At 54.8% G+C, this 26,547-nt stretch carries 21 protein-coding genes; 16 read left to right on the top strand and 5 right to left on the bottom strand.

Annotated features, from left to right (window positions below):
- Positions 1-303 precede the first annotated feature (303 nt).
- The 16 genes from gyrA to QMK50_RS06435 all read left to right on the top strand — a co-directional run bounded on the left by gyrA (position 304) and on the right by QMK50_RS06435 (position 18,498).
- On the top strand, positions 304-2,958 hold the full coding sequence (gyrA, locus tag QMK50_RS06510) for a DNA gyrase subunit A (RefSeq protein WP_095168022.1): 2,655 nt from the start codon (positions 304-306) through the stop codon (positions 2,956-2,958).
- A gap of 247 nt (positions 2,959-3,205) precedes the next feature.
- The gene (serC, locus tag QMK50_RS06505) at positions 3,206-4,291 is read left to right on the top strand and encodes a 3-phosphoserine/phosphohydroxythreonine transaminase (protein WP_095168258.1); all 1,086 of its coding nucleotides are present in this window, start codon (positions 3,206-3,208) and stop codon (positions 4,289-4,291) included.
- Positions 4,291-5,385, top strand: a complete 1,095-nt coding sequence (gene pheA / locus QMK50_RS06500; RefSeq protein ID WP_017129662.1) for a prephenate dehydratase — start codon at positions 4,291-4,293, stop codon at positions 5,383-5,385. The genes serC and pheA overlap by 1 nt, the downstream gene beginning before the upstream one ends.
- 11 nt (positions 5,386-5,396) lie before the next feature.
- Positions 5,397-6,509 (top strand): histidinol-phosphate transaminase, encoded by a 1,113-nt coding sequence (gene hisC, locus QMK50_RS06495; protein ID WP_320332805.1) that lies wholly within the window; start codon positions 5,397-5,399, stop codon positions 6,507-6,509.
- Positions 6,510-6,537: 28 nt separating this feature from the next.
- Positions 6,538-8,745: a bifunctional prephenate dehydrogenase/3-phosphoshikimate 1-carboxyvinyltransferase gene (locus tag QMK50_RS06490; RefSeq protein WP_320334498.1), complete on the top strand. Its 2,208-nt coding sequence runs from the start codon at positions 6,538-6,540 to the stop codon at positions 8,743-8,745.
- On the top strand, positions 8,742-9,431 hold the full coding sequence (cmk, locus tag QMK50_RS06485) for a (d)CMP kinase (protein ID WP_159997356.1): 690 nt from the start codon (positions 8,742-8,744) through the stop codon (positions 9,429-9,431). The genes QMK50_RS06490 and cmk overlap by 4 nt, the downstream gene beginning before the upstream one ends.
- Before the next feature lie 119 nt (positions 9,432-9,550).
- Positions 9,551-11,245 (top strand): 30S ribosomal protein S1, encoded by a 1,695-nt coding sequence (rpsA, locus tag QMK50_RS06480; protein ID WP_014337228.1) that lies wholly within the window; start codon positions 9,551-9,553, stop codon positions 11,243-11,245.
- A gap of 209 nt (positions 11,246-11,454) precedes the next feature.
- Entirely contained in the window at positions 11,455-11,736 is a 282-nt protein-coding gene (locus QMK50_RS06475; RefSeq protein WP_095168027.1) for a hypothetical protein, read from the top strand.
- 170 nt (positions 11,737-11,906) lie between these two features.
- On the top strand, positions 11,907-12,203 hold the full coding sequence (gene ihfB / locus QMK50_RS06470; RefSeq protein ID WP_007899751.1) for an integration host factor subunit beta: 297 nt from the start codon (positions 11,907-11,909) through the stop codon (positions 12,201-12,203).
- Between the two features lie 27 nt (positions 12,204-12,230).
- Entirely contained in the window at positions 12,231-12,473 is a 243-nt protein-coding gene (locus QMK50_RS06465) for a lipopolysaccharide assembly protein LapA domain-containing protein (RefSeq protein WP_159997354.1), read from the top strand.
- 210 nt (positions 12,474-12,683) lie between these two features.
- Entirely contained in the window at positions 12,684-13,760 is a 1,077-nt protein-coding gene (gene rfbB / locus QMK50_RS06460; protein WP_320332804.1) for a dTDP-glucose 4,6-dehydratase, read from the top strand.
- Positions 13,757-14,650, top strand: coding sequence for a dTDP-4-dehydrorhamnose reductase (gene rfbD / locus QMK50_RS06455; protein WP_320332803.1), 894 nt, complete (start codon positions 13,757-13,759; stop codon positions 14,648-14,650). Before rfbB ends, rfbD begins: the two co-directional genes overlap by 4 nt.
- Complete coding sequence (rfbA, locus tag QMK50_RS06450) at positions 14,647-15,525, top strand: glucose-1-phosphate thymidylyltransferase RfbA (protein ID WP_159997350.1); 879 nt, start codon at positions 14,647-14,649, stop codon at positions 15,523-15,525. The genes rfbD and rfbA overlap by 4 nt, the downstream gene beginning before the upstream one ends.
- Positions 15,526-15,593: 68 nt before the next feature.
- Complete coding sequence (locus tag QMK50_RS06445) at positions 15,594-16,517, top strand: glycosyltransferase (protein WP_320332802.1); 924 nt, start codon at positions 15,594-15,596, stop codon at positions 16,515-16,517.
- Complete coding sequence (locus tag QMK50_RS06440; RefSeq protein ID WP_320332801.1) at positions 16,514-17,476, top strand: SDR family oxidoreductase; 963 nt, start codon at positions 16,514-16,516, stop codon at positions 17,474-17,476. The genes QMK50_RS06445 and QMK50_RS06440 overlap by 4 nt, the downstream gene beginning before the upstream one ends.
- Positions 17,473-18,498: an MraY family glycosyltransferase gene (locus tag QMK50_RS06435; protein ID WP_159997344.1), complete on the top strand. Its 1,026-nt coding sequence runs from the start codon at positions 17,473-17,475 to the stop codon at positions 18,496-18,498. Before QMK50_RS06440 ends, QMK50_RS06435 begins: the two co-directional genes overlap by 4 nt.
- A 94-nt stretch (positions 18,499-18,592) precedes the next feature.
- Here QMK50_RS06435 and QMK50_RS06430 read toward each other — a convergent pair whose 3' ends face one another.
- From QMK50_RS06430 to QMK50_RS06410, 5 genes are all read right to left on the bottom strand, one after another.
- On the bottom strand, positions 18,593-20,626 hold the full coding sequence (locus QMK50_RS06430; RefSeq protein ID WP_320332800.1) for an HAD family hydrolase: 2,034 nt from the start codon (positions 20,624-20,626) through the stop codon (positions 18,593-18,595).
- Positions 20,623-21,855 (bottom strand): glycosyltransferase, encoded by a 1,233-nt coding sequence (locus QMK50_RS06425; RefSeq protein WP_320332799.1) that lies wholly within the window; start codon positions 21,853-21,855, stop codon positions 20,623-20,625. The genes QMK50_RS06430 and QMK50_RS06425 overlap by 4 nt, the downstream gene beginning before the upstream one ends.
- 7 nt (positions 21,856-21,862) lie before the next feature.
- The gene (locus QMK50_RS06420) at positions 21,863-23,158 is read right to left on the bottom strand and encodes a hypothetical protein (RefSeq protein ID WP_237234933.1); all 1,296 of its coding nucleotides are present in this window, start codon (positions 23,156-23,158) and stop codon (positions 21,863-21,865) included.
- 171 nt (positions 23,159-23,329) lie between these two features.
- A complete protein-coding gene (locus QMK50_RS06415; RefSeq protein WP_159997340.1) occupies positions 23,330-25,375 on the bottom strand; it encodes a glycosyltransferase in 2,046 nt (681 codons plus the stop codon).
- The gene (locus tag QMK50_RS06410; RefSeq protein ID WP_159997338.1) at positions 25,372-26,547 is read right to left on the bottom strand and encodes a class I SAM-dependent methyltransferase; all 1,176 of its coding nucleotides are present in this window, start codon (positions 26,545-26,547) and stop codon (positions 25,372-25,374) included. Before QMK50_RS06410 ends, QMK50_RS06415 begins: the two co-directional genes overlap by 4 nt.

Genomic DNA, 26,547 nt, shown 5'->3' with positions numbered 1-26,547 from the left:
CAATAAATTAACCACAATCTAGTCTCGAATCAGCCTCTAAGCTTCTCTCGTCCCCCTCAAGCCTGTCATCGGTCAACTAACTATGCTCCATGCGCATCAGGGGGATAGGTGCGTGGCGGCTCTTGTGATAACATCCGGCGGTTTCCAAGGTCGCCCCGCGGGGTAACCTTTACTGCGCAGATCCATGGCATAACTCGTTGATTTGTCGTAAGTCGGTGCATGGCACTCAGCCTGCAGCGGCGAGCTTCGTTCGTCCCATCTGGATGTGACGAAGTTTCACCAGAAAAAGGAATCAGGCTTCTCATGGGCGAACTGGCCAAAGAAATCCTCCCGGTCAATATCGAAGACGAGCTGAAGCAGTCCTACCTCGACTACGCAATGAGCGTAATTGTCGGGCGGGCACTGCCTGATGCGCGCGATGGCTTGAAGCCCGTGCATCGGCGTGTGCTGTTCGCTATGAGCGAGCTGGGTAACGACTTCAACAAGCCGTACAAGAAATCTGCCCGTGTTGTCGGTGACGTGATCGGTAAGTATCACCCCCACGGTGATACCGCGGTGTACGACACCATCGTTCGGATGGCGCAGCCATTCTCGCTGCGTTACCTGCTGGTCGACGGCCAGGGCAACTTCGGTTCGGTCGACGGCGACAACGCCGCTGCGATGCGATACACCGAAGTGCGCATGACCAAGCTGGCGCACGAGCTGCTGGCTGACCTGCACAAGGAAACCGTGGACTGGGTGCCGAACTACGACGGCACCGAAATGATCCCGGCGGTCATGCCGACCCGTATTCCCAACCTGCTGGTCAACGGCTCCAGCGGTATCGCCGTGGGCATGGCGACCAACATTCCGCCGCACAACCTCGGTGAAGTCATCGACGGTTGCCTGGCGCTCATCGACAATCCCGAGCTGACTGTCGACGAGTTGATGCAATACATCCCGGGTCCGGACTTCCCGACCGCGGCGATCATCAACGGTCGCGCCGGCATCATCGAAGCCTACCGTACCGGCCGCGGGCGCATTTACATGCGTGCCCGCTCGACGATCGAAGACATCGACAAGGTCGGTGGTCGCCAGCAGATCGTCATCACCGAACTGCCTTACCAGTTGAACAAGGCGCGTCTGATCGAGAAGATCGCCGAGCTGGTCAAAGAGAAGAAGCTGGAAGGCATCACCGAGCTGCGCGACGAGTCCGACAAGGATGGTATGCGCGTCGTGATCGAATTGCGTCGCGGCGAAGTGCCAGAGGTGATTCTCAACAACCTCTACGCCCAGACTCAGCTGCAAGCAGTGTTCGGTATCAACATCGTTGCGCTGATCGATGGCCGTCCGCGGATCCTCAATCTCAAGGATCTGCTGGAAGCCTTCGTGCGTCACCGTCGCGAAGTCGTGACCCGTCGTACCGTGTTCGAGCTGCGTAAAGCTCGCGAGCGTGGCCACATCCTGGAAGGCCAGGCCGTTGCCCTGTCGAACATCGACCCGGTCATCGCCCTGATCAAGGCCTCGCCAACGCCGTCGGAAGCCAAGGAAGCGCTGATCAGCACTGCCTGGGAATCCTCCGCCGTGGTGGCGATGGTCGAGCGCGCCGGTGCCGACTCTTGCCGTCCAGAGACCCTGGACCCGCAATACGGCCTGCGCGAAGGCAAGTACTTCCTGTCGCCGGAACAGGCGCAAGCCATTCTGGAGCTGCGTCTGCACCGCCTGACTGGCCTGGAGCACGAAAAGCTGCTGGCCGAGTATCAAGAGATCCTCAACCAGATCGGCGAGCTGATCCGCATCCTCAACAGCGCCACGCGCCTGATGGAAGTGATCCGCGAAGAGCTGGAAGTGATCCGCGCCGAGTACGGCGATGTGCGCCGCACCGAAATCCTCGATGCCCGTCTCGACTTGACCCTGGGTGACATGATCCCGGAAGAAGAGCGCGTCGTGACCATTTCCCACGGTGGCTACGCCAAGACCCAGCCATTGGCTGCGTACCAGGCCCAGCGTCGTGGCGGTAAAGGCAAGTCGGCGACTGGCGTCAAGGATGAGGACTACATCGCTCACCTGCTGGTTGCCAACAGCCACACCACGCTGCTGCTGTTCTCCAGCAAGGGCAAGGTGTACTGGCTGAAAACCTACGAGATTCCGGAAGCTTCCCGCGCTGCCCGTGGGCGTCCGCTGGTCAACCTGCTGCCGCTGGACAGTGATGAGTACATCACGACCATGCTGCCGGTCGAGGAATACACCGAAGGTCACTTCATCTTCATGGCGACCGCCAAAGGCACCGTGAAGAAGACCCCGCTGGAATCCTTCAGTCGTCAACGCAGCGTCGGCCTGATCGCGCTGGAGCTGGACGAAGGCGACGTATTGATCAGCGCAGCCATCACCGATGGCGAGCGTGAAGTCATGCTGTTCTCCGACGGCGGCAAGGTCACTCGCTTCAAGGAATCCGATGTACGTGCCATGGGCCGTACTGCACGTGGTGTGCGCGGCATGCGCCTGCCGGAAGGGCAGAAGCTGATTTCCATGCTGATCCCGGAAGAAGGCAGCCAGATCCTCACCGCTTCGGCGCGTGGTTATGGCAAGCGTACCGCCATCGGCGAGTTCCCGGAGTACAAGCGTGGCGGCCAGGGCGTGATCGCCATGGTCAGCAACGACCGCAACGGCCGTCTGGTAGGTGCCGTTCAGGTGCTCGACGGTGAGGAGATCATGCTGATTTCCGACCAGGGCACTCTGGTGCGTACCCGTGTCGACGAAGTCTCGAGCCTGGGTCGTAACACCCAGGGCGTGACCCTGATCAAGCTGGCCAGCGACGAAACGCTGGTAGGCCTGGAGCGGGTCCAGGAGCCGTCGGAAGTCGAAGGTGACGAGCTGGAAGGTGAAGAGGGTGCGGTATTCGACGGCGAGGTCGTGATCGACGACGTGGTTGACGATCAGCAACTCGATGCCGCCGCTGACGAAGAACCGCAAGAGTAAGCGGACAAACAGGGGGCGGATGAAAATTCGCCCCCTTGTTGTTTGTCCCTATGGAAAATTGATGACCCTGTAGGAGCGAGCTCGCTCGCGATGGACGTTAACGATGACGCGGGTTTCCTGATTAAGCGCGGCGTCCTCAGGTTTTTCGCGAGCAAGCTCGCTCCTACAGTTGATCGCTGCTCAGCCATGTGAGTGGCGATCGCCCCCTATAAATGTGTGATACCACCAAATCAGAGCGAGATTGGATGTGAGCAAGAGAGCCTATAACTTCTGTGCCGGTCCGGCGGCACTTCCCGAAGCTGTCCTGCAACGTGCCCAGGGTGAACTCCTGGATTGGCACGGCAAGGGCCTCTCCGTCATGGAAATGAGCCATCGCAGTGATGAGTTCGTGTCCATTGCCACCAAGGCCGAGCAGGATCTGCGTGATCTGCTGAATATCCCTTCGAACTACAAAGTACTGTTTCTGCAAGGCGGCGCGAGCCAGCAATTTGCCCAGATTCCGCTGAACCTGTTGCCGGAAAACGGCACTGCCGACTATATCGACACCGGTATCTGGTCGCAGAAAGCCATCGAAGAAGCTTCCCGTTACGGCCACGTCAACGTTGCCGCAACCGCCAAGCCCTACGACTATTTTGCAATTCCCGGACAGAACGAGTGGCAGTTGTCGCAGGACGCCGCCTACGTGCACTACGCGCCGAACGAAACCATCGGCGGCCTGGAATTTGGCTGGGTGCCGGAAACCGGTGATGTGCCGCTGGTCGCCGACATGTCCTCGGACATTTTGTCGCGCCCGATCGATGTTTCGCGCTTTGGCATGATCTACGCCGGCGCCCAGAAAAACATCGGGCCGAGCGGTATCGTGGTCAACATCGTGCGCGAAGACCTGCTGGGTCGTGCCCGCTCGTTGTGCCCGACCATGCTCGACTACAAGGTCGCGGCCGACAATGGCTCGATGTACAACACCCCGCCAACCCTGGCCTGGTACCTGTCCGGCCTGGTGTTCGAGTGGCTGAAGGATCAAGGTGGCGTGGAAGCTATCGGTAAGCTCAACGAGGCCAAGCAGCGCACTCTGTATGACTTCATTGATGCCAGCGGCCTGTACAGCAACCCGATCAACAAGACTGATCGCTCGTGGATGAACGTGCCGTTCCGCCTGGCCGACGATCGCCTGGACAAGCCATTTTTGGCCGGTGCCGAGGAGCGGGGTCTGCTGAACCTCAAGGGTCACCGTTCGGTAGGCGGTATGCGCGCCTCCATCTATAACGCCGTCGACATCGTTGCGGTCAACGCACTGGTTTCGTACATGGCAGAGTTCGAGAAGGAACACGGCTAATGTCTGAGCAAGAACTCAAGGCACTGCGCCTGCGCATTGATTCACTGGACGAAAAGGTCCTGGAGCTGATCAGTGAGCGTGCCCGCTGCGCCCAGGAAGTCGCGCGAGTAAAGATGGCCTCGCTGGCCGAAGGCGAAGTGCCGGTGTTCTATCGTCCTGAGCGTGAAGCTCAGGTGCTCAAGCGCGTGATGGAGCGTAACCAGGGGCCGCTGGGCAACGAAGAGATGGCGCGGTTGTTCCGTGAAATCATGTCCTCGTGCCTGGCGCTCGAGCAGCCGCTGAAAGTGGCTTACCTGGGGCCTGAAGGCACCTTCACCCAGGCAGCCGCCATGAAGCACTTTGGTCACGCGGTGATCAGCAAGCCGATGGCGGCGATCGATGAAGTGTTCCGTGAAGTGGCTGCCGGCGCGGTGAATTTTGGCGTGGTGCCTGTGGAAAACTCCACGGAAGGCGCCGTCAACCACACCCTCGACAGCTTCCTTGAGCACGACATGGTCATCTGTGGCGAAGTCGAGCTGCGGATTCACCACCACTTGCTGGTGGGTGAAAACACCAAGACTGACAGCATCAGCCGCATCTACTCCCACGCCCAGTCCCTGGCCCAGTGCCGCAAGTGGCTGGATGCGCATTACCCGAATGTCGAGCGCGTGGCGGTCTCCAGCAACGCCGAGGCAGCCAAGCGGGTCAAGGGTGAGTGGAATTCGGCGGCAATCGCTGGCGACATGGCGGCTGGCCTGTACGGCCTGACTCGCCTGGCCGAGAAGATCGAAGATCGTCCGGACAACTCCACGCGCTTCCTGATGATCGGTAGCCAGGAAGTGCCGCCGACCGGCGACGACAAAACCTCGATCATCGTCTCGATGAGCAACAAGCCGGGTGCGCTGCACGAACTGCTCGTGCCTTTCCACGACAACGGCATCGACCTGACTCGCATCGAGACTCGTCCGTCGCGCAGTGGCAAGTGGACCTACGTGTTCTTCATCGACTTTGTCGGCCACCACCGCGATCCGCTGGTCAAGGGTGTGCTGGAGAAAATCAGTCAGGAAGCAGTGGCACTTAAAGTGTTGGGTTCCTACCCCAAAGCAGTTCTCTAAGGGCGTTAACAATGAGTGGCGACTTCCTCGCTCTGGCACAGCCGGGCGTGCAACAACTTTCGCCTTACGTTCCGGGCAAGCCCGTGGACGAACTGGCTCGCGAGCTGGATATCGATCCGGCCAGCATCGTTAAACTGGCCAGCAACGAAAACCCGCTGGGTGCCAGTCCCAAGGCCTTGGCGGCGATTCGCGAAGAGCTGGCCGAGCTGACCCGGTATCCGGATGGCAATGGCTTTGCGCTCAAGACCCTGCTGGCAGAACAGTGCCGCGTCGAGCTGAGCCAAGTGACGTTGGGCAACGGCTCCAACGACATTCTTGAGCTGGTGGCGCGTGCCTATCTTGCACCCGGCTTGAACGCGGTGTTCAGTGAGCACGCCTTTGCGGTCTATCCGATCGTCACCCAGGCCGTTGGTGCTGATGCGCGGGTAATCCCGGCCAAGGACTGGGGGCACGACTTGCCGGCCATGTTGGCGGCGATCGACGCCAACACCCGAGTAGTGTTCATTGCCAACCCGAACAACCCGACCGGAACCTGGTTCAGTGCCGAGGCACTGGATGAGTTCCTGCAGGATGTGCCTGCCTCGGTGCTGGTGGTGCTGGACGAGGCGTACATCGAGTACGCCGAGGGCAGTGAACTGCCCGATGGCCTGGATTTTCTTGCTGCGTATCCGAACTTGCTGGTATCGCGCACCTTCTCCAAGGCCTATGGCTTGGCGGCGCTGCGCGTCGGTTATGGTTTGTCGACGGCGGTGGTGGCTGACGTGCTGAATCGCGTGCGCCAGCCCTTCAACGTCAACAGCCTGGCACTGGCAGCCGCCTGTGCCGCGTTGCAGGACGATGAATACCTGGCTGAAAGCCGACGCCTGAATGAGGCTGGCATGCAGCAGTTGGAAGCCGGGTTCCGTGAGCTGGGGCTGGGCTGGATCCCGTCCCGGGGCAACTTCATCTGTGTTGATCTGGGGTGCAGTGCTGCGCCGATCTTCCAGGGCTTGCTGCGTGAAGGTGTGATTGTGCGTCCGGTGGCCAACTACGGCATGCCGAACCACCTGCGCATCACCGTCGGCCTGCCGGCGGAAAACAGTCGTTTCCTCGAGGCGCTGAGCAAGGTTCTGGCTCGTGGTTGATGTCAGTGCCGTGCAACCTGCTGTGCCGGTGATCGGCCGCCTGGTGGTGGTCGGCCTGGGGCTGATCGGCGGTTCGTTTGCCAAGGGCTTGCGCGAAAGCGGCATTTGCCGTGAGGTGGTGGGGGTCGATCTCGATCTGCAATCACGCAAGCTTGCCGTAGAACTGGGCGTGGTCGACCGCTGTGAAGATGACCTGGCGGCCGCCTGTGTCGGTGCGGACGTCATTCAGTTGGCGGTGCCGATCCTGGCCATGGAGAAACTCCTGGCGTTGCTCGCGGGCATGGACCTGGGCGCAGCGATCCTGACGGATGTCGGCAGTGCCAAGGGCAATGTGGTACGCGCGGCAACCCAGGCGTTCGGCGGCATGCCGCCACGCTTCGTGCCGGGGCACCCGATTGCCGGTTCCGAGCAGAGCGGGGTTGAGGCCTCCAATGCCCAGTTGTTCCGCCGGCACAAGGTGATCCTTACGCCGCTTGAGCAAACCGATCCGGCTGCGCTGGCGGTGGTTGATGCGTTGTGGCGCGAACTGGGTGCCGATGTCGAGCACATGCAGGTCGAGCGCCACGATGAAGTGCTGGCCGCAACCAGCCATCTGCCGCACCTGTTGGCGTTCGGTCTGGTCGACTCTTTGGCCAAGCGCAATGAAAATCTTGAGATCTTCCGTTACGCTGCGGGCGGCTTCCGCGATTTCACAAGAATCGCCGGTAGCGACCCGGTGATGTGGCACGACATCTTTCTCGCTAACCGGGAAGCGGTGCTGCGCACACTCGATACATTTCGCAGCGACCTCGACGCCTTGCGCGACGCGGTCGATGCAGGGGACGGGCACCAATTGTTGGGCGTATTCACTCGCGCCCGGGTTGCCCGCGAGCATTTCAGTAAAATCCTGGCCCGCCGGGCCTATGTGGACGCTATGAACTCCAACGACCTGATTTTCCTGGCACAACCTGGTGGCCGCCTGACTGGGCGGATTCGTGTACCGGGCGATAAATCGATTTCCCACCGTTCGATCATGCTCGGTTCCCTGGCTGAGGGTGTCACCGAAGTCGAAGGCTTCCTCGAGGGCGAAGATGCCCTGGCGACCCTGCAGGCCTTCCGCGACATGGGGGTGGTCATCGAAGGGCCGCACCATGGTCGTGTGACCATTCACGGTGTGGGCCTGCATGGCTTGAAACCGGCGCCTGGCCCGATCTACCTGGGTAACTCCGGCACTTCGATGCGCCTGCTGTCTGGCCTTCTGGCTGCGCAGAGCTTCGATAGCACCCTGACGGGCGACGCCTCGTTGTCCAAGCGCCCGATGAATCGCGTGGCCAATCCGCTGCGGGAAATGGGTGCGGTGATCGAAACCGCCGCTGAAGGCCGTCCGCCGATGATCATTCGTGGTGGCCATGCCCTCAAGGGCCTGACCTACACCATGCCGATGGCCAGCGCCCAGGTTAAGTCCTGCCTGCTGTTGGCCGGCCTGTACGCCGAAGGCCAGACCACGGTCACCGAGCCTGCGCCAACGCGTGACCATACCGAGCGCATGCTGCGTGGCTTCGGCTATCCGGTAACTGTCGAGGGCGCAACCGCTTCGGTCGAGTCCGGCCACAAGCTGACGGCCACTCACATCGAAGTGCCGGGCGATATCTCCTCGTCGGCGTTTTTCCTGGTCGCCGCTTCGATTGCCGAAGGTTCCGAGCTGGTGCTGGAGCACGTCGGCATCAACCCGACCCGCACCGGGGTGATCGATATCCTGCGTCTCATGGGGGCCGACATTACCTTGGAGAACCAACGCGAAGTCGGCGGTGAGCCGGTGGCTGACCTGCGTGTGCGTGCGGCTCAACTCAAGGGCATCGAGATTCCCGAGGAGCTGGTGCCGCTGGCCATCGACGAGTTCCCGGTATTGTTCGTGGCGGCAGCTTGTGCGCAAGGCCGGACTATCCTGCGTGGTGCCGAAGAGCTGCGGGTCAAGGAATCTGACCGGATCCAGGTCATGGCCGACGGTCTGCTGGCGCTGGGCGTCAAGTGTGAGCCGACGCCGGATGGGATTATCATTGACGGCGGCCAGATCGGTGGTGGCGAAGTCCACGGTCATGGTGATCATCGGATTGCGATGGCCTTCAGTGTGGCGTCGCTGCGTGCCAATGCGCCGATCCGCATCCATGATTGCGCCAACGTCGCCACCTCCTTCCCGAATTTCCTCGCGTTGTGCGCGCAGGTCGGTATCCGCGTTGCCCAAGAGGCTCAGTCGTGAACAACATTGCTCCAGTTATCACCATCGACGGGCCAAGTGGTTCGGGTAAAGGCACTATTGCCGGCATGCTCGCCAGGCGCCTGAACTGGAATCTGCTGGATTCCGGTGCGTTGTACCGTTTGCTGGCGTTCGCTGCGCGCAACCACGGGGTCGACCTGACCAACGAGGAATTGCTGAAGAAACTTGCCGCTCATCTGGATGTGCAGTTCATCGCGGCGACCGACGGTCAGTTGCAGCGCATCATCCTTGAAGGGGATGAGGTCAGCGACGCGATCCGCACCGAAGCTGCTGGTGCGGGCGCCTCCCAGGTAGCTGCGCTGCCGGCTGTGCGTGAAGCGCTGCTGCAGCGCCAGCGGGCTTTCCAGGAAGCCCCGGGGCTGGTGGCTGACGGTCGTGACATGGGTACGGTGGTCTTTCCCGATGCACCCTTGAAGATTTTTCTGACCGCCAGCGCCGAGGAACGGGCGCGCCGCCGATATTTGCAGTTGAAGGGCAAGGGCGAGGATGTTAGTCTGTCGAGTCTGCTAGATGAGATCCGTGTGCGCGATGAGCGCGACACCCAGCGAGCGGTAGCCCCGCTCAAGCCGGCGGTCGACGCGATTCAGCTGGATTCCACGGAGTTGTCCATCGATCAGGTGCTGGAACGCATCATGAGCGAAATCGCCCTCCGCGATATCGCCGGGTGACCAAGAAGGCCGTAGGGGACCAGTCATAGTCCTGCGGTGCTTCTTTTAATTGAAACTAACCCACACCGTCTGGGGTGTGGAGATGGGCGTATTCTTCGCCCTTATCAACAGGAATTAAAATGAGCGAAAGCTTTGCGGAACTCTTTGAAGAAAGCCTAAAAACCCTGAACCTTCAGGCAGGCTCCATCATCACCGGTGTTATCGTTGATATCGATTACCAAGCTCGCTGGGTAACCGTTCACGCTGGCCTGAAGTCTGAAGCACTCATCCCGCTTGAGCAGTTCTACAACGACGCTGGCGAACTGAACATCAACGTCGGTGACGAAGTTCACGTTGCTCTGGACTCGGTTGAAGACGGCTTTGGCGAAACCAAGCTGTCCCGTGAAAAAGCCAAGCGCGCTGAATGCTGGATTGTTCTGGAAGCAGCCTTCGCAGCCGAAGAAGTGGTCAAGGGCGTTATCAACGGTAAGGTTAAAGGCGGCTTCACTGTCGACGTTAACGGCATCCGTGCGTTCCTGCCAGGTTCTCTGGTTGACGTCCGTCCTGTGCGCGACACCACGCACCTGGAAGGCAAAGAGCTGGAATTCAAGGTCATCAAGCTTGACCAGAAACGCAACAACGTTGTCGTTTCCCGTCGTAGCGTCCTCGAAGCCGAGAACTCCGCTGAGCGTGAAGCTCTGCTGGAATCCCTGCAGGAAGGCCAACAAGTCAAAGGTATCGTCAAGAACCTCACCGATTACGGCGCATTCGTCGATCTGGGTGGCGTCGATGGCCTGCTGCACATTACCGACATGGCTTGGAAGCGTATCAAGCATCCATCGGAAATCGTCAACGTTGGCGACGAGATCGATGTCAAGGTTCTGAAGTACGATCGCGAGCGCAATCGTGTTTCCCTGGGCCTCAAGCAACTGGGCGAAGATCCATGGGTTGCTATCAAAGCCCGTTACCCAGAAAGCACTCGCGTTACCGCGCGTGTAACCAACCTGACCGACTACGGCTGCTTCGCTGAGCTGGAAGAAGGCGTTGAAGGTCTGGTACACGTTTCCGAAATGGACTGGACCAACAAGAACATCCACCCTTCGAAAGTCGTACAAGTCGGCGACGAAGTGGAAGTTATGGTTCTGGACATCGACGAAGAGCGTCGTCGTATCTCCCTGGGCATCAAGCAGTGCAAATCTAACCCATGGGAAGATTTCTCTGGCCAGTTCAACAAGGGCGATAAAATCTCCGGCACCATCAAGTCGATCACCGATTTCGGTATCTTCATTGGTCTGGACGGCGGCATCGACGGCCTGGTTCACCTGTCCGACATCTCCTGGAACGAAGTGGGCGAAGAAGCTGTTCGTCGCTTCAAGAAAGGCGACGAGCTGGACACCGTTATCCTGTCGGTTGACCCAGAGCGCGAGCGTATCTCCCTGGGTATCAAGCAACTGGAAAGCGATCCGTTCTCCGAGTACGTTCAAGAGAACGACAAAGGCGCAATCGTTAAAGGCATCGTGAAAGAAGTTGACGCTAAAGGCGCCATCATCACTTTGGCTGACGACATCGAAGCGACTCTGAAAGCCTCCGAAATCAGCCGTGACCGCGTTGAAGACGCGCGTAACGTTCTGAAAGAAGGCGAAGAAGTAGAAGCCAAGATCATCAGCGTTGACCGCAAGAGCCGCGTAATCCAGCTCTCCATCAAGTCGAAAGACGATGCTGAAGAGAAAGAAGCAATCCAGAGCCTGCGCGACAAGCCAGCTACCTCTGACATTGCTGCTGGTCCTACCACTCTGGGCGACCTGTTGCGTGCACAGATGGAAAAACAGAACTAAGTTCTGTCAGACCATAAAAAGGGCGACTTCGGTCGCCCTTTTTTGTGCCTGGAATTTGAGTTTGCGACGATTGATGGGTGTGTCGGTTATCGGTGAAACAAACCCCGGGCAGTGCGGTCTGGTTCTTTGTGCAGAGCATTTCACTATTTGGGCTAGGCTTAGCCTGAAGCAAACAGCGGTCGGGCAAATCGTCCAGTCTAAGGAAGCGAATGAACAGGTTCTTCGTCGTGCTTGTTGTGCTGGTTCTGGCAGGCTGTACCACTAACGTGAAGTCCCATGCGGTGCGCGGGGTGAGCGGGATCGAGATCGATTGTTCGGGGCTTGGGTCGGGTTGGGAGAGGTGCTACAAGCGCGCAGACAAGGAATGCAAGGCGCAGGGGTATAAGGTCGTTGCCAGGTCCAGTGATATCAAGGAGGAGGATCAGGACTATCCGTTTGGTTGGAATCCGGCGGGTTACCTTACGCGCACTATGCTGGTCATTTGTAGGTAATCGTGTGGTGAATTTGTATGGTGAGTCTGGGTTTGATGTCTGAAAAAACTCGATTGATCGGTGAGGTCGTGGTCGTGCAGATAAGTCAATGCTTGGGCTGTTCAAATTCCTTCTGGCATGCTAAAACCTTTGAAGCGCTGATCTAGCTGCTTGAAAAAGAAGGGAAAAATATGACGAAGTCGGAGTTGATCGAACGAATTGTCACCCATCAAGGGCTGCTTTCATCCAAGGATGTAGAGCTGGCCATCAAGACTATGCTTGAACAAATGTCCCAATGCCTGGCCACCGGTGATCGCATCGAGATCCGTGGTTTTGGCAGTTTCTCCCTGCACTACCGCGCACCTCGTGTAGGACGCAACCCGAAGACCGGGCAATCGGTTAGCCTGGATGGAAAATTTGTTCCCCATTTCAAACCGGGCAAAGAGCTTCGGGATCGGGTGAATGAAGAAGAGGAGGAGGGGCTTTGACAGACTGCGCAACTCAAGGAATCACTTATGCGTAGCGTGAAGCGTGTACTGCTTGGCGTTTTTGTCCTGTTGCTGGCGCTGGCGATACTGCTGTTTGTGCTGGAAAATCAGCAGTCGGTATCTTTGCTGTTTCTTGGCTGGGCGGGGCCGCAAATCCCACTGTCGGTGGTTGTGGTACTGACGCTCCTGGTGGGGATGGTGATAGGGCCTGTATTGGGGTGGTTCCTGGGTCGTACTTCCAGGGGGGCGCGAAAGCGGGTGCTGTCCTAGCGGAGCACCTTTGGCATGCCCCTGGCTTTGGCTGCAGGGTGCCCATATCCATTAGTGAGTCGTGATTGAGCGGTAAATTGCAGCAATCGTCCGCAAATGATTGGGCCTCACATCGGTCGGACTGAACCTGACAAAAAACGACTGATGCATTCATGGATTAGACGGCCGTCCGGTAGCGACGCTGTCTGCAACTCAAGGGTATGCTTTCGCGTGAAAATTCTAGTAACCGGCGGTGCAGGATTTATCGGTTCGGCGGTCATTCGCCATATCATTTCCAACACGAATGACGCGGTCGTTAATGTCGATAAGCTCACGTATGCGGGCAACCTTGAGTCTTTGGCTGAAGTCAGCCAAAACGCCCGTTATCTATTCGAGCACGTCGATATTTGTGATCGCGAGCAGATCGATCGTGTCCTGCGTGAACAGCAACCAGATGCCATCATGCACCTGGCCGCGGAATCCCACGTCGATCGTTCGATCAGCGGCCCATCCGAATTTATCCAGACCAACATCATTGGCACCTACACGCTGCTTGAAGCCGCGCGTCACTACTGGGCAGCGCTGGACGATGGTCGCAAGGCGAGTTTCCGATTTCACCATATTTCGACTGACGAAGTTTATGGTGACCTCGAAGGCCCGCAAGACCTCTTCACCGAAACCACGTCCTATCAGCCAAGCTCGCCGTACTCGGCCAGCAAGGCCAGCTCTGATCATCTGGTTCGTGCCTGGGCGCGTACCTATGGCCTGCCTACCCTGGTCACCAACTGCTCGAACAACTACGGGCCGTGCCACTTTCCCGAGAAACTGATTCCGCTGATCATTCTCAATGCGCTGGAAGGCAAGGTATTGCCGGTGTATGGCAAAGGTAACCAGGTGCGTGACTGGCTCTATGTCGAGGACCATGCGCGGGCGCTGTATAAAGTCGTGACCGAAGGTGTCATTGGCGAAACCTACAACATCGGTGGCCATAACGAAAAACAAAATATCGAGGTCGTACGCACCCTGTGCGCACTACTCGATGAGCTGCGTCCGGATTCTCCTCATTGCCCGCACGCCAGCCTGATCACTTACGTTCAGGATCGCCCGGGTCACGATCAGCGCTACGCGATCGATGCCAGCAAAATCCAGCGTGAGCTAGGTTGGACGCCGCAAGAGTCTTTTGAAACCGGCATCCGCAAGACCGTCGAATGGTATCTAACCCACACTGAGTGGGTGGATCACGTGAAGAGCGGAAGCTACCAGCAGTGGATCGACCAGAACTACGCGGATCGGTCGAGCAAGGCATGAAAATCCTCCTGCTGGGGAAAAATGGCCAGGTAGGCTGGGAACTGCAGCGCTCTCTTGCACCCCTTGGCGAGTTGATTGCGCTGGATCGTCATGCCTCCGATGGCTTGAGCGGCGACCTGTCCGACCTCGAGGCCTTGCGCGCGACAATCCGCCGGGTCAAGCCCAACGTCATTGTCAACGCTGCTGCTTATACAGCTGTTGATAAGGCCGAATCCGAGACCGAACTGGCTGATCGTGTGAATGGTCAGGCGAGTCAGGTCATGGCGGTGGAAGCCAAAGCTCTCGATGCCTGGCTTATTCATTACTCGACCGACTATGTCTTCAGCGGGCAGGGCCTGGTTCCATGGACGGAGGTAGATGCAGTCGCCCCCGTCAATCACTACGGCGCCAGTAAGTTGCTCGGTGAGCAGGCGATTATTGAGTCCGGATGCAAGTACCTGATCTTTCGCACCAGTTGGGTCTATGGGGCTCGCGGCAATAACTTCGCCAAGACGATGCTGCGACTGGCCAGGGAGCGCGAGACCTTGAGCATCATCGGTGATCAGATTGGGGCTCCTACGGGGGCAGAGCTTATCGCAGACATCACCGCGCTGGCTGTTCAGAAAGTCATGCACAACCCCGAGCTTGCGGGCCTTTATCACTTGGCTGCTGGTGGTGAAGTGTCCTGGCACGGCTATGCTAGTCATGTGATCGATTTCGCCCGCAGCCAGGGTGAACAACTGGCAGTGACGGCAGTCAATCCGATCGATACCACGGCCTATCCAACACCTGCACGCCGCCCGCTGAATTCGCGTCTGAATACGCAAAAGCTGCGCGACAGTTTTTCACTGTGCTTACCGGATTGGCAAACTGGTGTAACCCGAATGCTTAGGGAAGTCCTGAATAAATGACCACGACAAATCGTAAAGGCATCATCCTCGCAGGCGGCTCAGGCACTCGACTTCACCCGTTGACGCTCGGCGTGTCCAAGCAGATGCTGCCGATCTATGACAAGCCGATGATCTTCTACCCGCTATCGGTACTGATGCTTGCGGGTATGCGTGAAGTTCTGATCATTTCCACGCCTGAAGACCTGCCGAGTTTTCGTAAGCTTCTTGGTGACGGTAGTCTTTATGGCATCAAGCTAAGCTATGCCGAACAGCCGAGCCCGGATGGCCTTGCCCAGGCATTCATTATTGGCGAAGAGTTTATCGGCAACGACCCATGCTGTCTGATCCTGGGTGACAACATTTTTTACGGTCAGCACTTTTCCGATAATCTGCGCGCGGCGAGCGCCCAGCAACACGGTGCTACGGTTTTTGGTTATCACGTTTCCGATCCGGAGCGTTTTGGTGTAGTTGAGTTTGACGCATCGGGGCGAGCGCTTAGTATTGAGGAAAAACCGCTCAAGCCCAAATCAAACTACGCGGTTACAGGGTTATATTTTTACGATAACCAGGTTGTCGAGATTGCCAAGGGCATCAAGCCCTCCGAGCGGGGCGAGCTGGAAATCACGGATGTAACTCGCGCCTATCTTGAGCAGAATACCCTGAACGTCGAAATGCTCGGTCGCGGTTTCGCCTGGCTCGACACCGGCACGCACGAGTCTTTACTGGAAGCCAGTCACTTCGTGCGCACGATCGAACAGCGTCAGGGACTGAAAGTAGCTTGTCTGGAGGAGATCGCTTACAACAATGGCTGGATCACCCCAGAGCAATTGAGTGCTCAGGCACAGCGTCTCAAGAAGACTGGCTATGGTCAGTATCTGCAGAGGCTGCTGGACTAGTGTTTTTACTGACCTGTGAGCGTCCTTTTTCCAATTTGAAGTGTTCAACCAATGCAAGCAGGATCGGCATGCCAGTAAAGTATCCACGGGTAGCAGTTTTGCTGGCTGCGTACAACGGAATGCGGTGGATTGAAGAGCAAGTTTCCTCGATCTTAAATCAGTCATCTGTAGATGTTACCGTCTATATAAGTGTTGATCCTTCGACAGACGGCACCGAGGGGTGGTGTGCCAGTCTCGTCGTTGAGCGCAGCAACGTAGTTTTGTTGCCTACTGCCGGCCATTTCGGTGGCGCAGCACGTAATTTCTTCCGTCTCATCCGTGATGTCGACTTTGAAGGTTATGACTTCATCGCGTTCTCTGATCAGGATGACATTTGGCACTCAGATAAGCTCGCGCGGGCCACTCAGGCTTTACTGACAAGCGAATACGACGCCTATTCAAGTAATGTAACGGCTTTCTGGCCGGACGGGAAAACACATTTGTTGGACAAGGCGCAGCCACAGGTTACCTGGGATTTTTTATTTGAGGCTGCTGGGCCCGGTTGCACCTATGTATTGAGTAAGAGATTGGCAGACCCGCTGAAGGACTCCATGCTTTGCAATTGGCAAGCATTACAGGACGTTGGCTTGCATGATTGGTATTGCTACGCTTTCGCTCGCAGTCACCATTACAAATGGTTCATCGACCCTGTTCCATCCATGCACTATCGTCAGCACGATAGCAATCAAGTGGGGGCTAATACTGGACTAACACCTCTAATTGCCCGATATAAAACCATTCATAATGGCCAGTGGTTTTCTCAAGTGCAATTGATCGCCTCGTTGGTTGGCCAGAACAGAGATCCATTTGTCGGTGCCTGGTTGGAATTAGGGCGCAGCCAGTTATTGAAGCTTTCCTTAAGCGCCTGGAAATGCCGGCGAAGATTCCGCGATAAAGTATTCTTCTTTTTTATTTGCTGTGCCATCGCGGTGATGGGGAATAGAGCTAAATGAAAGGTCCAGAGGTTTTGGTAACGGGAGCAAGCGGGTTTGTTGGTGAAGCTTTGGTTTTCAGGCTTCTATTCGATAAAAAATTCACGCCTGTCGCCGCCGTACGGGGCGTTACACAACTACTTGGTTTGTGCCGGGTAGTCCCGTTCGACTTGAACGACAAAACTGCGTTGCCTGCCCTGAATGACGTCCAAGTAGTAATTCATGCCGCGGCTCGAGTGCATGTAATGAAGGAAGCGTCAACGGATTCCCTTTCTGAATTTCGTAAAGTTAATGTGGAGGGAACCGCTAGACTGGCCCAGAAAGCTGCCGATTCGGGGGTGAAGCGGTTTATTTTTATCAGTTCAATCAAGGTTAATGGCGAAAAAACTGCACCAAGGACATCTTTTAAAGCTGACGACCTTCCAGCACCTGTAGATCCGTATGGAATCTCGAAACAAGAAGCTGAAGAAGCGTTGAGGGAAATTGGCCAGAATACAGGGATGGAGATTGTTATCATCAGGCCACCGCTCGTGTATGGCCCGGGTGTGAAAGCGAATTTTTTAAGCATGATGAACTGGCTGTGCCGAAATGTACCCCTGCCATTAGGGGCTATCAATAATCAACGCAGTCTGGTGGCGCTTGAAAATCTTGTGGATCTCGTTGTGACCTGTATCGATCATCCCGCGGCGGCGAATAATGTATTCCTGGTTAGTGATGGTGAGGACTTGTCGACAACGTTGCTGCTTCGGCGCCTGGCTCACGCCTTGGGCTCAAAATCATGGTTACTACCGGTGCCGGCATTGATATTGACTTTAAGTGCTGCACTCATAGGTAAAAAGGCGATTGTTCAGCGTTTGTGCAACTCATTGCAGGTTGATATTAGCAAGACATGTGATGTTTTGAACTGGCGTCCCCCGGTAAGCGTGGACAATGCATTACGCAAAACTGCTGACTATTATCTGGATAAGCTAACGAAATGAATTTTTGGTGGTTGCTAACTGCGGTGTTCGCTAGTTCCTGGTTATTGACCTTTGTCCTGCGCCGTTATGCCTTGGCCCGAAGTTTGATGGATATACCTAGCGAGCGCAGTTCCCATACGGTGCCTACGCCTCGCGGAGGAGGGGTCGCTATTGTGTTGGCATTTGCAGGAGCGCTGCCGGTGTTAGTCACTATGGGCCTGCTGGGCATACCTTTGCTGACTGGGCTGCTGGGCTCTGGAATTCTAGTGGCGATTATTGGCTTCGCCGATGATCATGGTCATATTGCTGCTAGATGGCGCCTATTGGGGCATTTCATAGCAGCCGGCTGGGCACTGTTCTGGTTCAACGGACTCGCGCCTATCTCATTTTTTGGTACGGCAATTGACTTGGGTTGGTTCGGTATTGTTCTCGCACTGATTTACCTTGTGTGGATGCTGAACCTCTACAACTTTATGGACGGGATTGATGGCTTGGCCAGCGCCGAAGCCATATGCGTATGCCTGGGGGCATGTGTACTGTATTGGCTTGGTGGCTACGCCAACCTGATATGGGTTCCATTCGTTTTGGCGGGAGCGGTGGCAGGGTTTCTATGCTGGAATTTTCCTCCTGCACGTATTTTTATGGGAGATGCGGGGAGTGGGTTTCTAGGCTTCACTCTCGGTGGTTTGGCGCTTCATGCGGCCTGGACAGCACCTGAGTTGCTTTGGAGTTGGTTGATTCTGCTCGGTGTTTTTATAGTGGATGCGACCTGGACGTTGCTGCGACGTTTAATGCGTGGAGACAACGTTTCTCAGGCGCATCGCAGCCACGCCTATCAGTATGCATCTCGTCACTTTAAGAGCCATCGAGTTGTAACGGTCGGGGTTGTTGTTATTAATCTTGTCTGGTTGCTGCCCATTTCGATTTTTGTTGGGGTGGGACTGATCAATGAAATGCTGGGGATGTTACTTGCGTACACTCCGCTGGCCTTTATAGTCTGCTTATTCAACGCTGGAGCGCTTGAGGAAAAGCCTGATTCTTGAGCCGCAGTGAGAGTGACTGTTTGCTGTATCAAACTAACAATCTCATCCTTGGTGGGAGAGATTGTTAGTTGGTTACTGTTGGCAAACTTAAGCACTATCTTTTGCGGGACTTCATCCGATAGCGTTTGACCGCGTTGGCCAATGTGAAGAGAGCAATAAGTACGGCCTTGTGCACCGGGCCAATTCCATTGAGATGCTTGATTCCAGAGGTCCATTGAACTCGGCGGATATAGTCCATCACCTGTCTGCGCGCCGTGCCACTAAATGGTGAAAGAAAGATTGTGGATAGTGCCGGGGCTTGATTCTTCTGAAAAATATCGCCGAAGCCAAAAACATCATGCTGAGGGGTTTGGATAAAGATCTTTGCCAAGTCGGGATTCGGATTGACACTGAGTTTTTTCCAGACATGCACAGCCGACGCATGCAGTTCTGCAGCGCCCACCACGTAACGCTCCAGATACGGTCCCCATACTTGAGCCGCCAGTGCGACACCTTCCTGAAAGTGAACGGAAAATTCACTGTGGGAACTATTCTCCTCGGCACAGACGTTGCGATGTGCAGTAACCTTGCCTTGCGATCGCACGTATTTCTCCGCGCTACCCAAGTTTGAAGTGCACAGCATTTCAAGTACGGCAAACGCTTCAAACAACTGCCCTGTATCTGCATCAGCCCTTTCATCAGCACCATAGGCACATTTTGAAACGTTCGACGTCTGAGGATTTAACATCTTACGCAGGCCGAGGTACATCCCGTGAAAGTGTGTAGCAGGCTTTATCCGCGCAAGATTATCCTGGATCGTTCCGCGCCAGCCAATATCAACCAGGCCAACTTTGTCGCTCTGCGAAATACCTTTTTCTGTAAGGTATTCATTCAAAAGCTCACGTTGTTCCAGTATTTTTTCGTTGACGGCAGCCGTGAATTCCGGGGCCCGAATCAACTTGCTTAATGACTCGTTTGCCTCGGGGCGTTCAATAACATCCGTGGACTTTAACCCAACCTCAGATAATAGATTAGAAAAGTTGGAGTATTCCAGGCCAAGGGTGGAAAACAGTCCGGAAACTTTTTGTGAGCGGTTCAAGCGCCAAATACGATTGAACTCATCCTTCGAGATATCTTCCATTGAGGCGACGAACGTAGAAAGCCGGCTGACTTCAAGCTCCGCATAAGCTGGCAACTGATGCCCAAAAAGCGTCTGATCTGGGAATATAATTTCGTATATGCGGCGAAAGAACTCGCCTTCTCGGGTAAGAAAGAATACTTGATCCAGACGCTGAGCGATTGCCTGTTCGGCGATCCACAAGGCGAAGCCCACGAACAGTGGAGCGGCTTCCACCCCGAAACGAAAAGCTGTCGATTCGGTCTTTTGCCGCGCAAGTATAGATGGCGCCATTGCTTGGATACTGAGCTGGCGAAGATGTTGGAACAGCGCTTCACGCGAAACAAACAGGCTCTCTCGCTCTTTCCTGTCGGCATGGGATTTTTCCGGCACGAATGAAATGCCGGTAACACCCAGTTGCGCCGGAGACTCCACATCCGACCAAGGGTGATCGCCTACATGCACATGTTCGTGAGGGGTGATCCCGAAGACCTCGTGTACATGCTTGAACAGCGTTCCTGAGCGTTTATTCAAGCCCACGTCGCACGAGCTCACGCCATCCTCGAAGAGATGACTGAGGCCCTTCTGCTCGAGCAAGTGTTTGAGCATGTCAGAGCTCATGTAGAAATCGGAAAGGAATATTGTTCTTTCGGCAGAGTGCAGCTTGAGAAACTCTTCGATATCCGGGTCCTGAAAAGTATGCCGCACTTCTACTGAAAGCTCATAGTCGGCAAAGCGCTGAGGCAGGCTCTCATCGGAGGAAGAGAGCAGTATTGTCTTCAGCCATTCTTTGAGCACATGAACGATTTCGTACTCTTCGTCCTTGTTTGCTTCTCGAGCCTCTCGCGCAAGACGGGCCTCGGTCTCTACCCGTGCTCGATAGATATCCCAGTAACCCGTATAGGGTGGTTTGAAGTGTCCAAGCAGCTCGAAATAGACATGAGCGGCAGTCGCCAGCTTGATGCATTCAGGGTGGCAATCTCTTCTAAGCAAGGTGTCCCAGACATCAACTGTCTTGATTTTGTAGATCATCGTACTTCTCGCCCACCAAAAATCACTTCACCTACCGCTTCCAGTTGTTTGATCCGAAGCTTCAGCGACTCGGGGAGTCTGGCGGAAAGCGCGCTGAGTTTATGGCGGCGAACGACCCAGCGATTTGTATTGAGACGCTGTTTTTCTTGAGCTGAGTACTCGTTGAATGCTTTTACCGTCAACTCTGTAAAAATAGACTTTTCCATGAGCGGACCTTCCAAACACTTCTCTACCCATTCGCAGAAAAGAGCCGAAGAGTCACGCCAGGAGGGCCAGTTGTCGGCCGTTTGGCGTGCCCCTTCTTGAAGCCGTGAAAGCTCCGTGCGATCGCTTATGAGTTTTTTTAGGACGTTGACGACACTGTCAGTGTCTCCAGTGGGGATCACGACCGCATTGTCTCCGTTGACGATGTACTCGTCATGTCCGGAAACATCAAAGACTACGGCGGTGCCGCCGCAGTGAAATAGCTCAAGCGGTGGGCCGAACATCCCTTCGACCGTACTGAGTTTGATCAAAATATCGCAAGAGCGATAAATTTCGGCAGTCTTGACCATTGGTACCCGAGAAAACACCCGCGAAACCCCGGGAAGCCACTTGATGGGAGACCCCGTCAGCACCCAGATGTCTTTTGCACCGGCTTCTCTGGCTAATCGAACACCCAAGGCCGTGTTCTTGAATGAAACACCAAAATGCCCTTCTACCAGGATCCTGGGTTGCGCATCAGTAGGGCGGGGTGCGCTGGCTACGCCCTGTGTTGAGTACACATCCTTGCGAATACCGTTGCGTACCAGAGCAGTATCCCGATTGAAATCGTCCTTCAGATATTGTTGGATCCACGTAGCTTCAGTCACGTATTCGATGGGGAAGCGGTAGGTAGCGTCCACCAAAGCCCGCAAGGGTATTTCCGATTCAGGATAAAATCTGGACTCGATCGATTGTACGAAGTACGCATACCTCCTGGCGTCGAAATTGCCAAGCTCAAAAGCGGTTTTCCACCATGTGGCGATGACCAGGTCGAAAGATTCTTGTTTGGCCTCTTCGATAGGCAGGCAACGAAGCTTGGGCGCTTCGTCATGCCAGGAAAGTGTCGCTGCCGAAAAAGGCTCCTGAACTGCCAGCGTTACGTCATATCCATGTCTGCGCAAGTAGCTGGCATGCTGAATGATGACGTAAGTGCCACCGCTGATAGCCATCGAGCCTACGAGAAAGCAAATTTTTCTATCGTTCAATTTATGACTACTTCTGAAAATAGCGGATTAGTCCATACAAGTTGGCTATTGGGCGGCCCACCCGCTCATCGAGCTTCTTCCATGGCCAGAACCCAAGCAATCCTCGTCCGTTGCGCCTCAGGACGGTGAACATGAACTTCAACCTAGCAGAAAAGCTTGGGACCTTGTGTACGCCAGTAAAGAAAGAGCGCTCAAATACACCGTAGTTTTCAACATGAAATACTGAAGAAAACCAGTCGATCTCGGGCTGTGAAGGCTGGAAGACCAGGCGTGCATGGCTGCGAGCGATTTGCCCAAGACGTAGTGACTTAACATCTGCTTGCTGTGTCATGGCGTCCAGCAGTTGGTCAAAGCGAGCGAAGAGGTAGCGCTGAACAGGAAACACCAGAGCCTCCACCATCTCTTGCTCATGGTACGTGTCATGGACGGCAAGGGCCTTGCCATCTGTGTCAATTAGGTAGCTGGCCACGGAGCCGTGATCTGCTGCCAGGAGTATTTCGAACAGAGCACGATTTTCATTGAATACATGAAAGCGCGGTGTACGGCCCGCAATGGAGGAAAATAGAAGACCGTGCTTGAGGTTTGCCGCCCCTGCTGCTCCTGGTGCTATAAGCCCGATGTAGTAGCCGGTGACTGATTTGATTGGCGATGCCGGTCCCTTGCACAACAGCGCATAAAGGTTGTCCTGGATCGTGCCCTTCCAGCCGACGTCTACGACCACAAGATTTTCGGGAACATCACCTTCCGAGAGCACAGAAATATATTGTTCAAAAGCCTTCTGACGACTCAGCCGTTGCTCGTCATATATTTCTATGAATCGTGGTAACGCCTTCAGGCGGTAGAAGAGTTCGCTCTCGGGAAAATCCTCTTGCCTTTGATTCAATTGTTCGTTCGTCAGCCCCAGCAAGGCTGACAGCTCCACGCAGAACTCATCCAGCCCAAGACTCGATAGAAACTCCAGTAGCGACATGCACCGATATTGCCTGAAAAGCGTTTCGAACCGTTCTTCACTCAACGTATTCAGAGAAGGCAGCAGCGTTGACCTGCGAGAAACCTCGAGGTAACGGCTCTGAATCGGAACTCCCACGCGAACGCAATATCGATCGAACATTTGCTTGAGCGGTTGCCCCTCTCTGGAGAGAAAGAACACCTGCTTGACACCGTTGCCGATGAGCGTGCGATGCAGTTCGCTCACCCAATACAGAAGCGTGTCTGCCATCTCTCCGAAAAGTTCGAACGAGTTAGAGCTTCCTTCAACGCCAGTTTTTCTGATGCCACTCGTCGCCGATGGAGTTTTTTTCACTGCATGTATTCCGTTTGATGGGGGCGATGTCGATTGACGTTTTGAGGTATGTTGATAGCAGGTAGGACAGGTAGATCCGATAGACCGCGATACTCGGATATCCGTGCTAACTGTAAGCTCAAAGCGTTTTGCATGCCGAAGGCTGTTTCGAGCCAGCGGCATGCTCAATTCTCATGTACGGCTGTCGATGGCTGTAAGGCTTTCAAAGTACTGACCAAACTTTTCAGCTTTTATCGACCAGTTCCAGTCCTTGATTCTTTCAATATTTTCAGTTGAAAGCCGAGTCAGTAGTGCCGGCTCCTCGACAAGCTTACGGATACTCACCTTGAGTGCTTCAATTGTTCTTTCTGGCAAGATAAATGCTTTTTGCAACTCACCGAAAGCCTGCGGCACGATACCAACATCAGTACTGATAACCGGTACTCCGCAGGCCATCGCTTCTAGAACAGGATTAGGCGTACCCTCAATTTTCGACGTACAGACATAGACATCGATCTTTGTGTAGTAGTTCGGCATCTGATCATGGGGAATGAATTGATCCTGGCGGTCAGCAAACAGGCTCTTTACAGCGAAACCTTCTTGCTGAAGCTGTTCAATTGCTGGCTTGAGTATCGTATTCACGCCTTTGAAGTCTTCGAGCTCAGCTGCCCACTTACTGTTTCCTACCCAGCCGACAACCAGTTCCCGCTGACCGACTTCTTGAAAGCGCTCTATATTCATGGGCATGAACTTGCTCAGGTCGACACCATCTTCAATTACGCAGGTGGGTTCGGGGTAGCCATTCACTTCGGAATAAATGCGCTCTAATTTTTCAGAGCCCACCGTGTAGCCGGCGACTACTTCGGTAAAAATATGCGCGCGCCCACTGAGCTCCTCTTCTTTCAGAAGCAGATGGTCATAAATACTTGTACTGAGCTTTTTAGTGGCAATGAAACGCTGATGGAACAGTTCATATGGCATGCCTAGGCTTTCAGCGTAGCTCCTGTAGTAAGGAGTACCAATGAGCGTCAGATGTTCCCTCCAGAAGAAGTGAACGATGTCGCAGTCTTCGGTCATCATGAATACTTTGTTGACGTTATCGATGATATCCATCGGTATTACAACAAAATCAAACCGGTCACTCAAATAACGTTCCAGTTGTCGGGAAATATTTCCAAATGCCCAGTTATCCGTATCAATGATCAGGGCTATTTTTGTTTTTTTGTGTTCTGCCGGAACGGTCTTCGCAGGAGCGGAAATGTGATCCGCTTCATTATTGAGCCCCAGTTCATCATGCCGTGACTGCAGCCAATGGTCTACCGCGTCACCCCATATCTTGAAACCGTGTTTTGCTTCAAGATGCATCGCCGACTTGTGAAGGACACCACGAGAAAAACGTTCTTTTTCATAGTCGCGATCAGCGTCCGAATCAGGCATTGGGTGGTCATGCACCAGAGCGCAAACCGATGCGCAGCCGACTTTGTAGCCCTGCTGGAATAGGCGTACCGAAAAATCGATATCCTCGAAACCAACAAACATTGCCTCGTCATAACTACCGACGCGAACGAACGTGTCTTTGTTAACGACGCAAGCACCACCAAATAGAAAGGTCCCTAGGAACGGCTGACTGATAATGTCTTGTATTTTTGTCTGTAGGGAAGCGCTGCCCGCACCAATATGAAGTTCGCCGTCTTCATAGGACACATAAACGTGACCACCCCTGGCGAAAATTGTTTGACCATCTGGATCCAGTAAGGGGAGGCTCATGAAATGGCAGCCAAGAACCGCTAGATCATGCTGGATCTGTTTCAGCGGATTCATCGTGAAGTAGATATCATTATCCAGACACATCAACCATTCCGTCGTGACGTGCGGAATGGTTCTATTGCGGCCGCCTGATACACCGAAATTTTGCCCGAGTTCAACAATACGAGTGCGGAAGGTCAGTGTTTTACATGCTTCGCGTATCTGCTCGATTTCTTCCGCTGAAGAGCCGTTGTCTATGATTAGCGCTTCACCGGCGAAGTGTGGTATGAACTCCTCGATGGACTTGAGCAATTTGATCGAGAGCGACGAACGGTTCATTGAAAGGAAAGAAATCGTTAAGTTTTCACCGCTGCTGCCGATATTCGGTCCTGTCTCCTGCCATGCATCGGTTGCCAGAAGAGCGTGCGCATTGTCGTAAACGTAGAGCCCGCGCGAAAGCCCCGGGATGATATCCAACCCTAGAACTTTCATTTATTTGGGTTCCTGCGAACAATTTTTACGGCTTTTTTCATGAGCGCTCGAACCGGACGAGGAATCAGTCCTCCCAAACGCAGATATCGGTAATAACCGACTCGCATCTGATCACGCTCAGCAGTTACTTTAGCCACTTCGGCCTGAAGTCCGTGCACTACTTCACTCAACGCGTGCTGGGCAGAGTTGAATGCATGCAGTCGTTCTTTTACTAGTTCGTTTTCCGTCAGCGTTGCCTGATAGTTAAGTCGTGTTTTTCTCAAGTCCGCCTTCAATACATCAGCTTCCATTTGAAGGGTCGTTAAAGCCTGGTTGAGCGCTTCCAGCTTCAATCGTTCATCCCCAAGCAGTGTCGCCGCCTTCTTCCGTTCGTCGACGAGCAGTGCACCGTCCATTGCCTGTACCATGCGCGCATAAGCGTCCATATTTACCGGGAAAACAGCGGCGCCATTAGTGATTTCAGAAGCATTCCAGATGCCAAAGTAATAGCTGCAGTTCTCAGGGTTGAATTCCCGCTTCTCGCCGCCGTTTACCAGGTATGCACCTTGGACTGAATTGAATTTCATCCAGCTATCGGGGACAGTTTCATAGTCTCGTTCGATATCTAGCGACGTTGAGCCGAATCCGAAGACCGCGGTTCCTATGCTCCAATTGACGTTGTCTCCCAGCACGCTGCTTGCGAGCTCCTGAAACTCTTCGAATCGGTATTTGCGCAAGTGGTACGGGTTGCTTTGATGCTCTTCCGGAAAGTACCAGTAGTCATTTGGACAACTGATGATAATGATCGCATCTTTTTTTGCAATGCGTTTCAGAGAATGTAAGTAGGCTACCGGGTCTTCAATGTGTTCGATGGTTTCACATGAAACGATAACGTCAAAGTGTTCGGCCGGAAACCTGCCTTCGATGGTTGTAGCGTCCGCCGCAATAAACTCAATTCCAGGACCGCCAAATGAATGAGTGGCACGATTCACTGCGTCAGTGAATACATCTACGCCGACTACTTCTTCAGCCCCAGCCTGTTTTAAAAGGTAGCTTCCATAACCCTCGCCGCAGGCGATATCCAGGACTCGCTTATTTTTAACAAAGGGCGTGGCAACCGAGTATCTCGCGAAATGGATTGACGCTTCTATGTTCGCTCTCTCTGGAGCAGAGTTGATATCTAACCGTTCCAT

Source organism: Pseudomonas sp. P5_152, assembly GCF_033989915.1.
GTDB lineage: Bacteria > Pseudomonadota > Gammaproteobacteria > Pseudomonadales > Pseudomonadaceae > Aquipseudomonas.
This window is presented reverse-complemented; position numbering and strand designations above follow the sequence as displayed.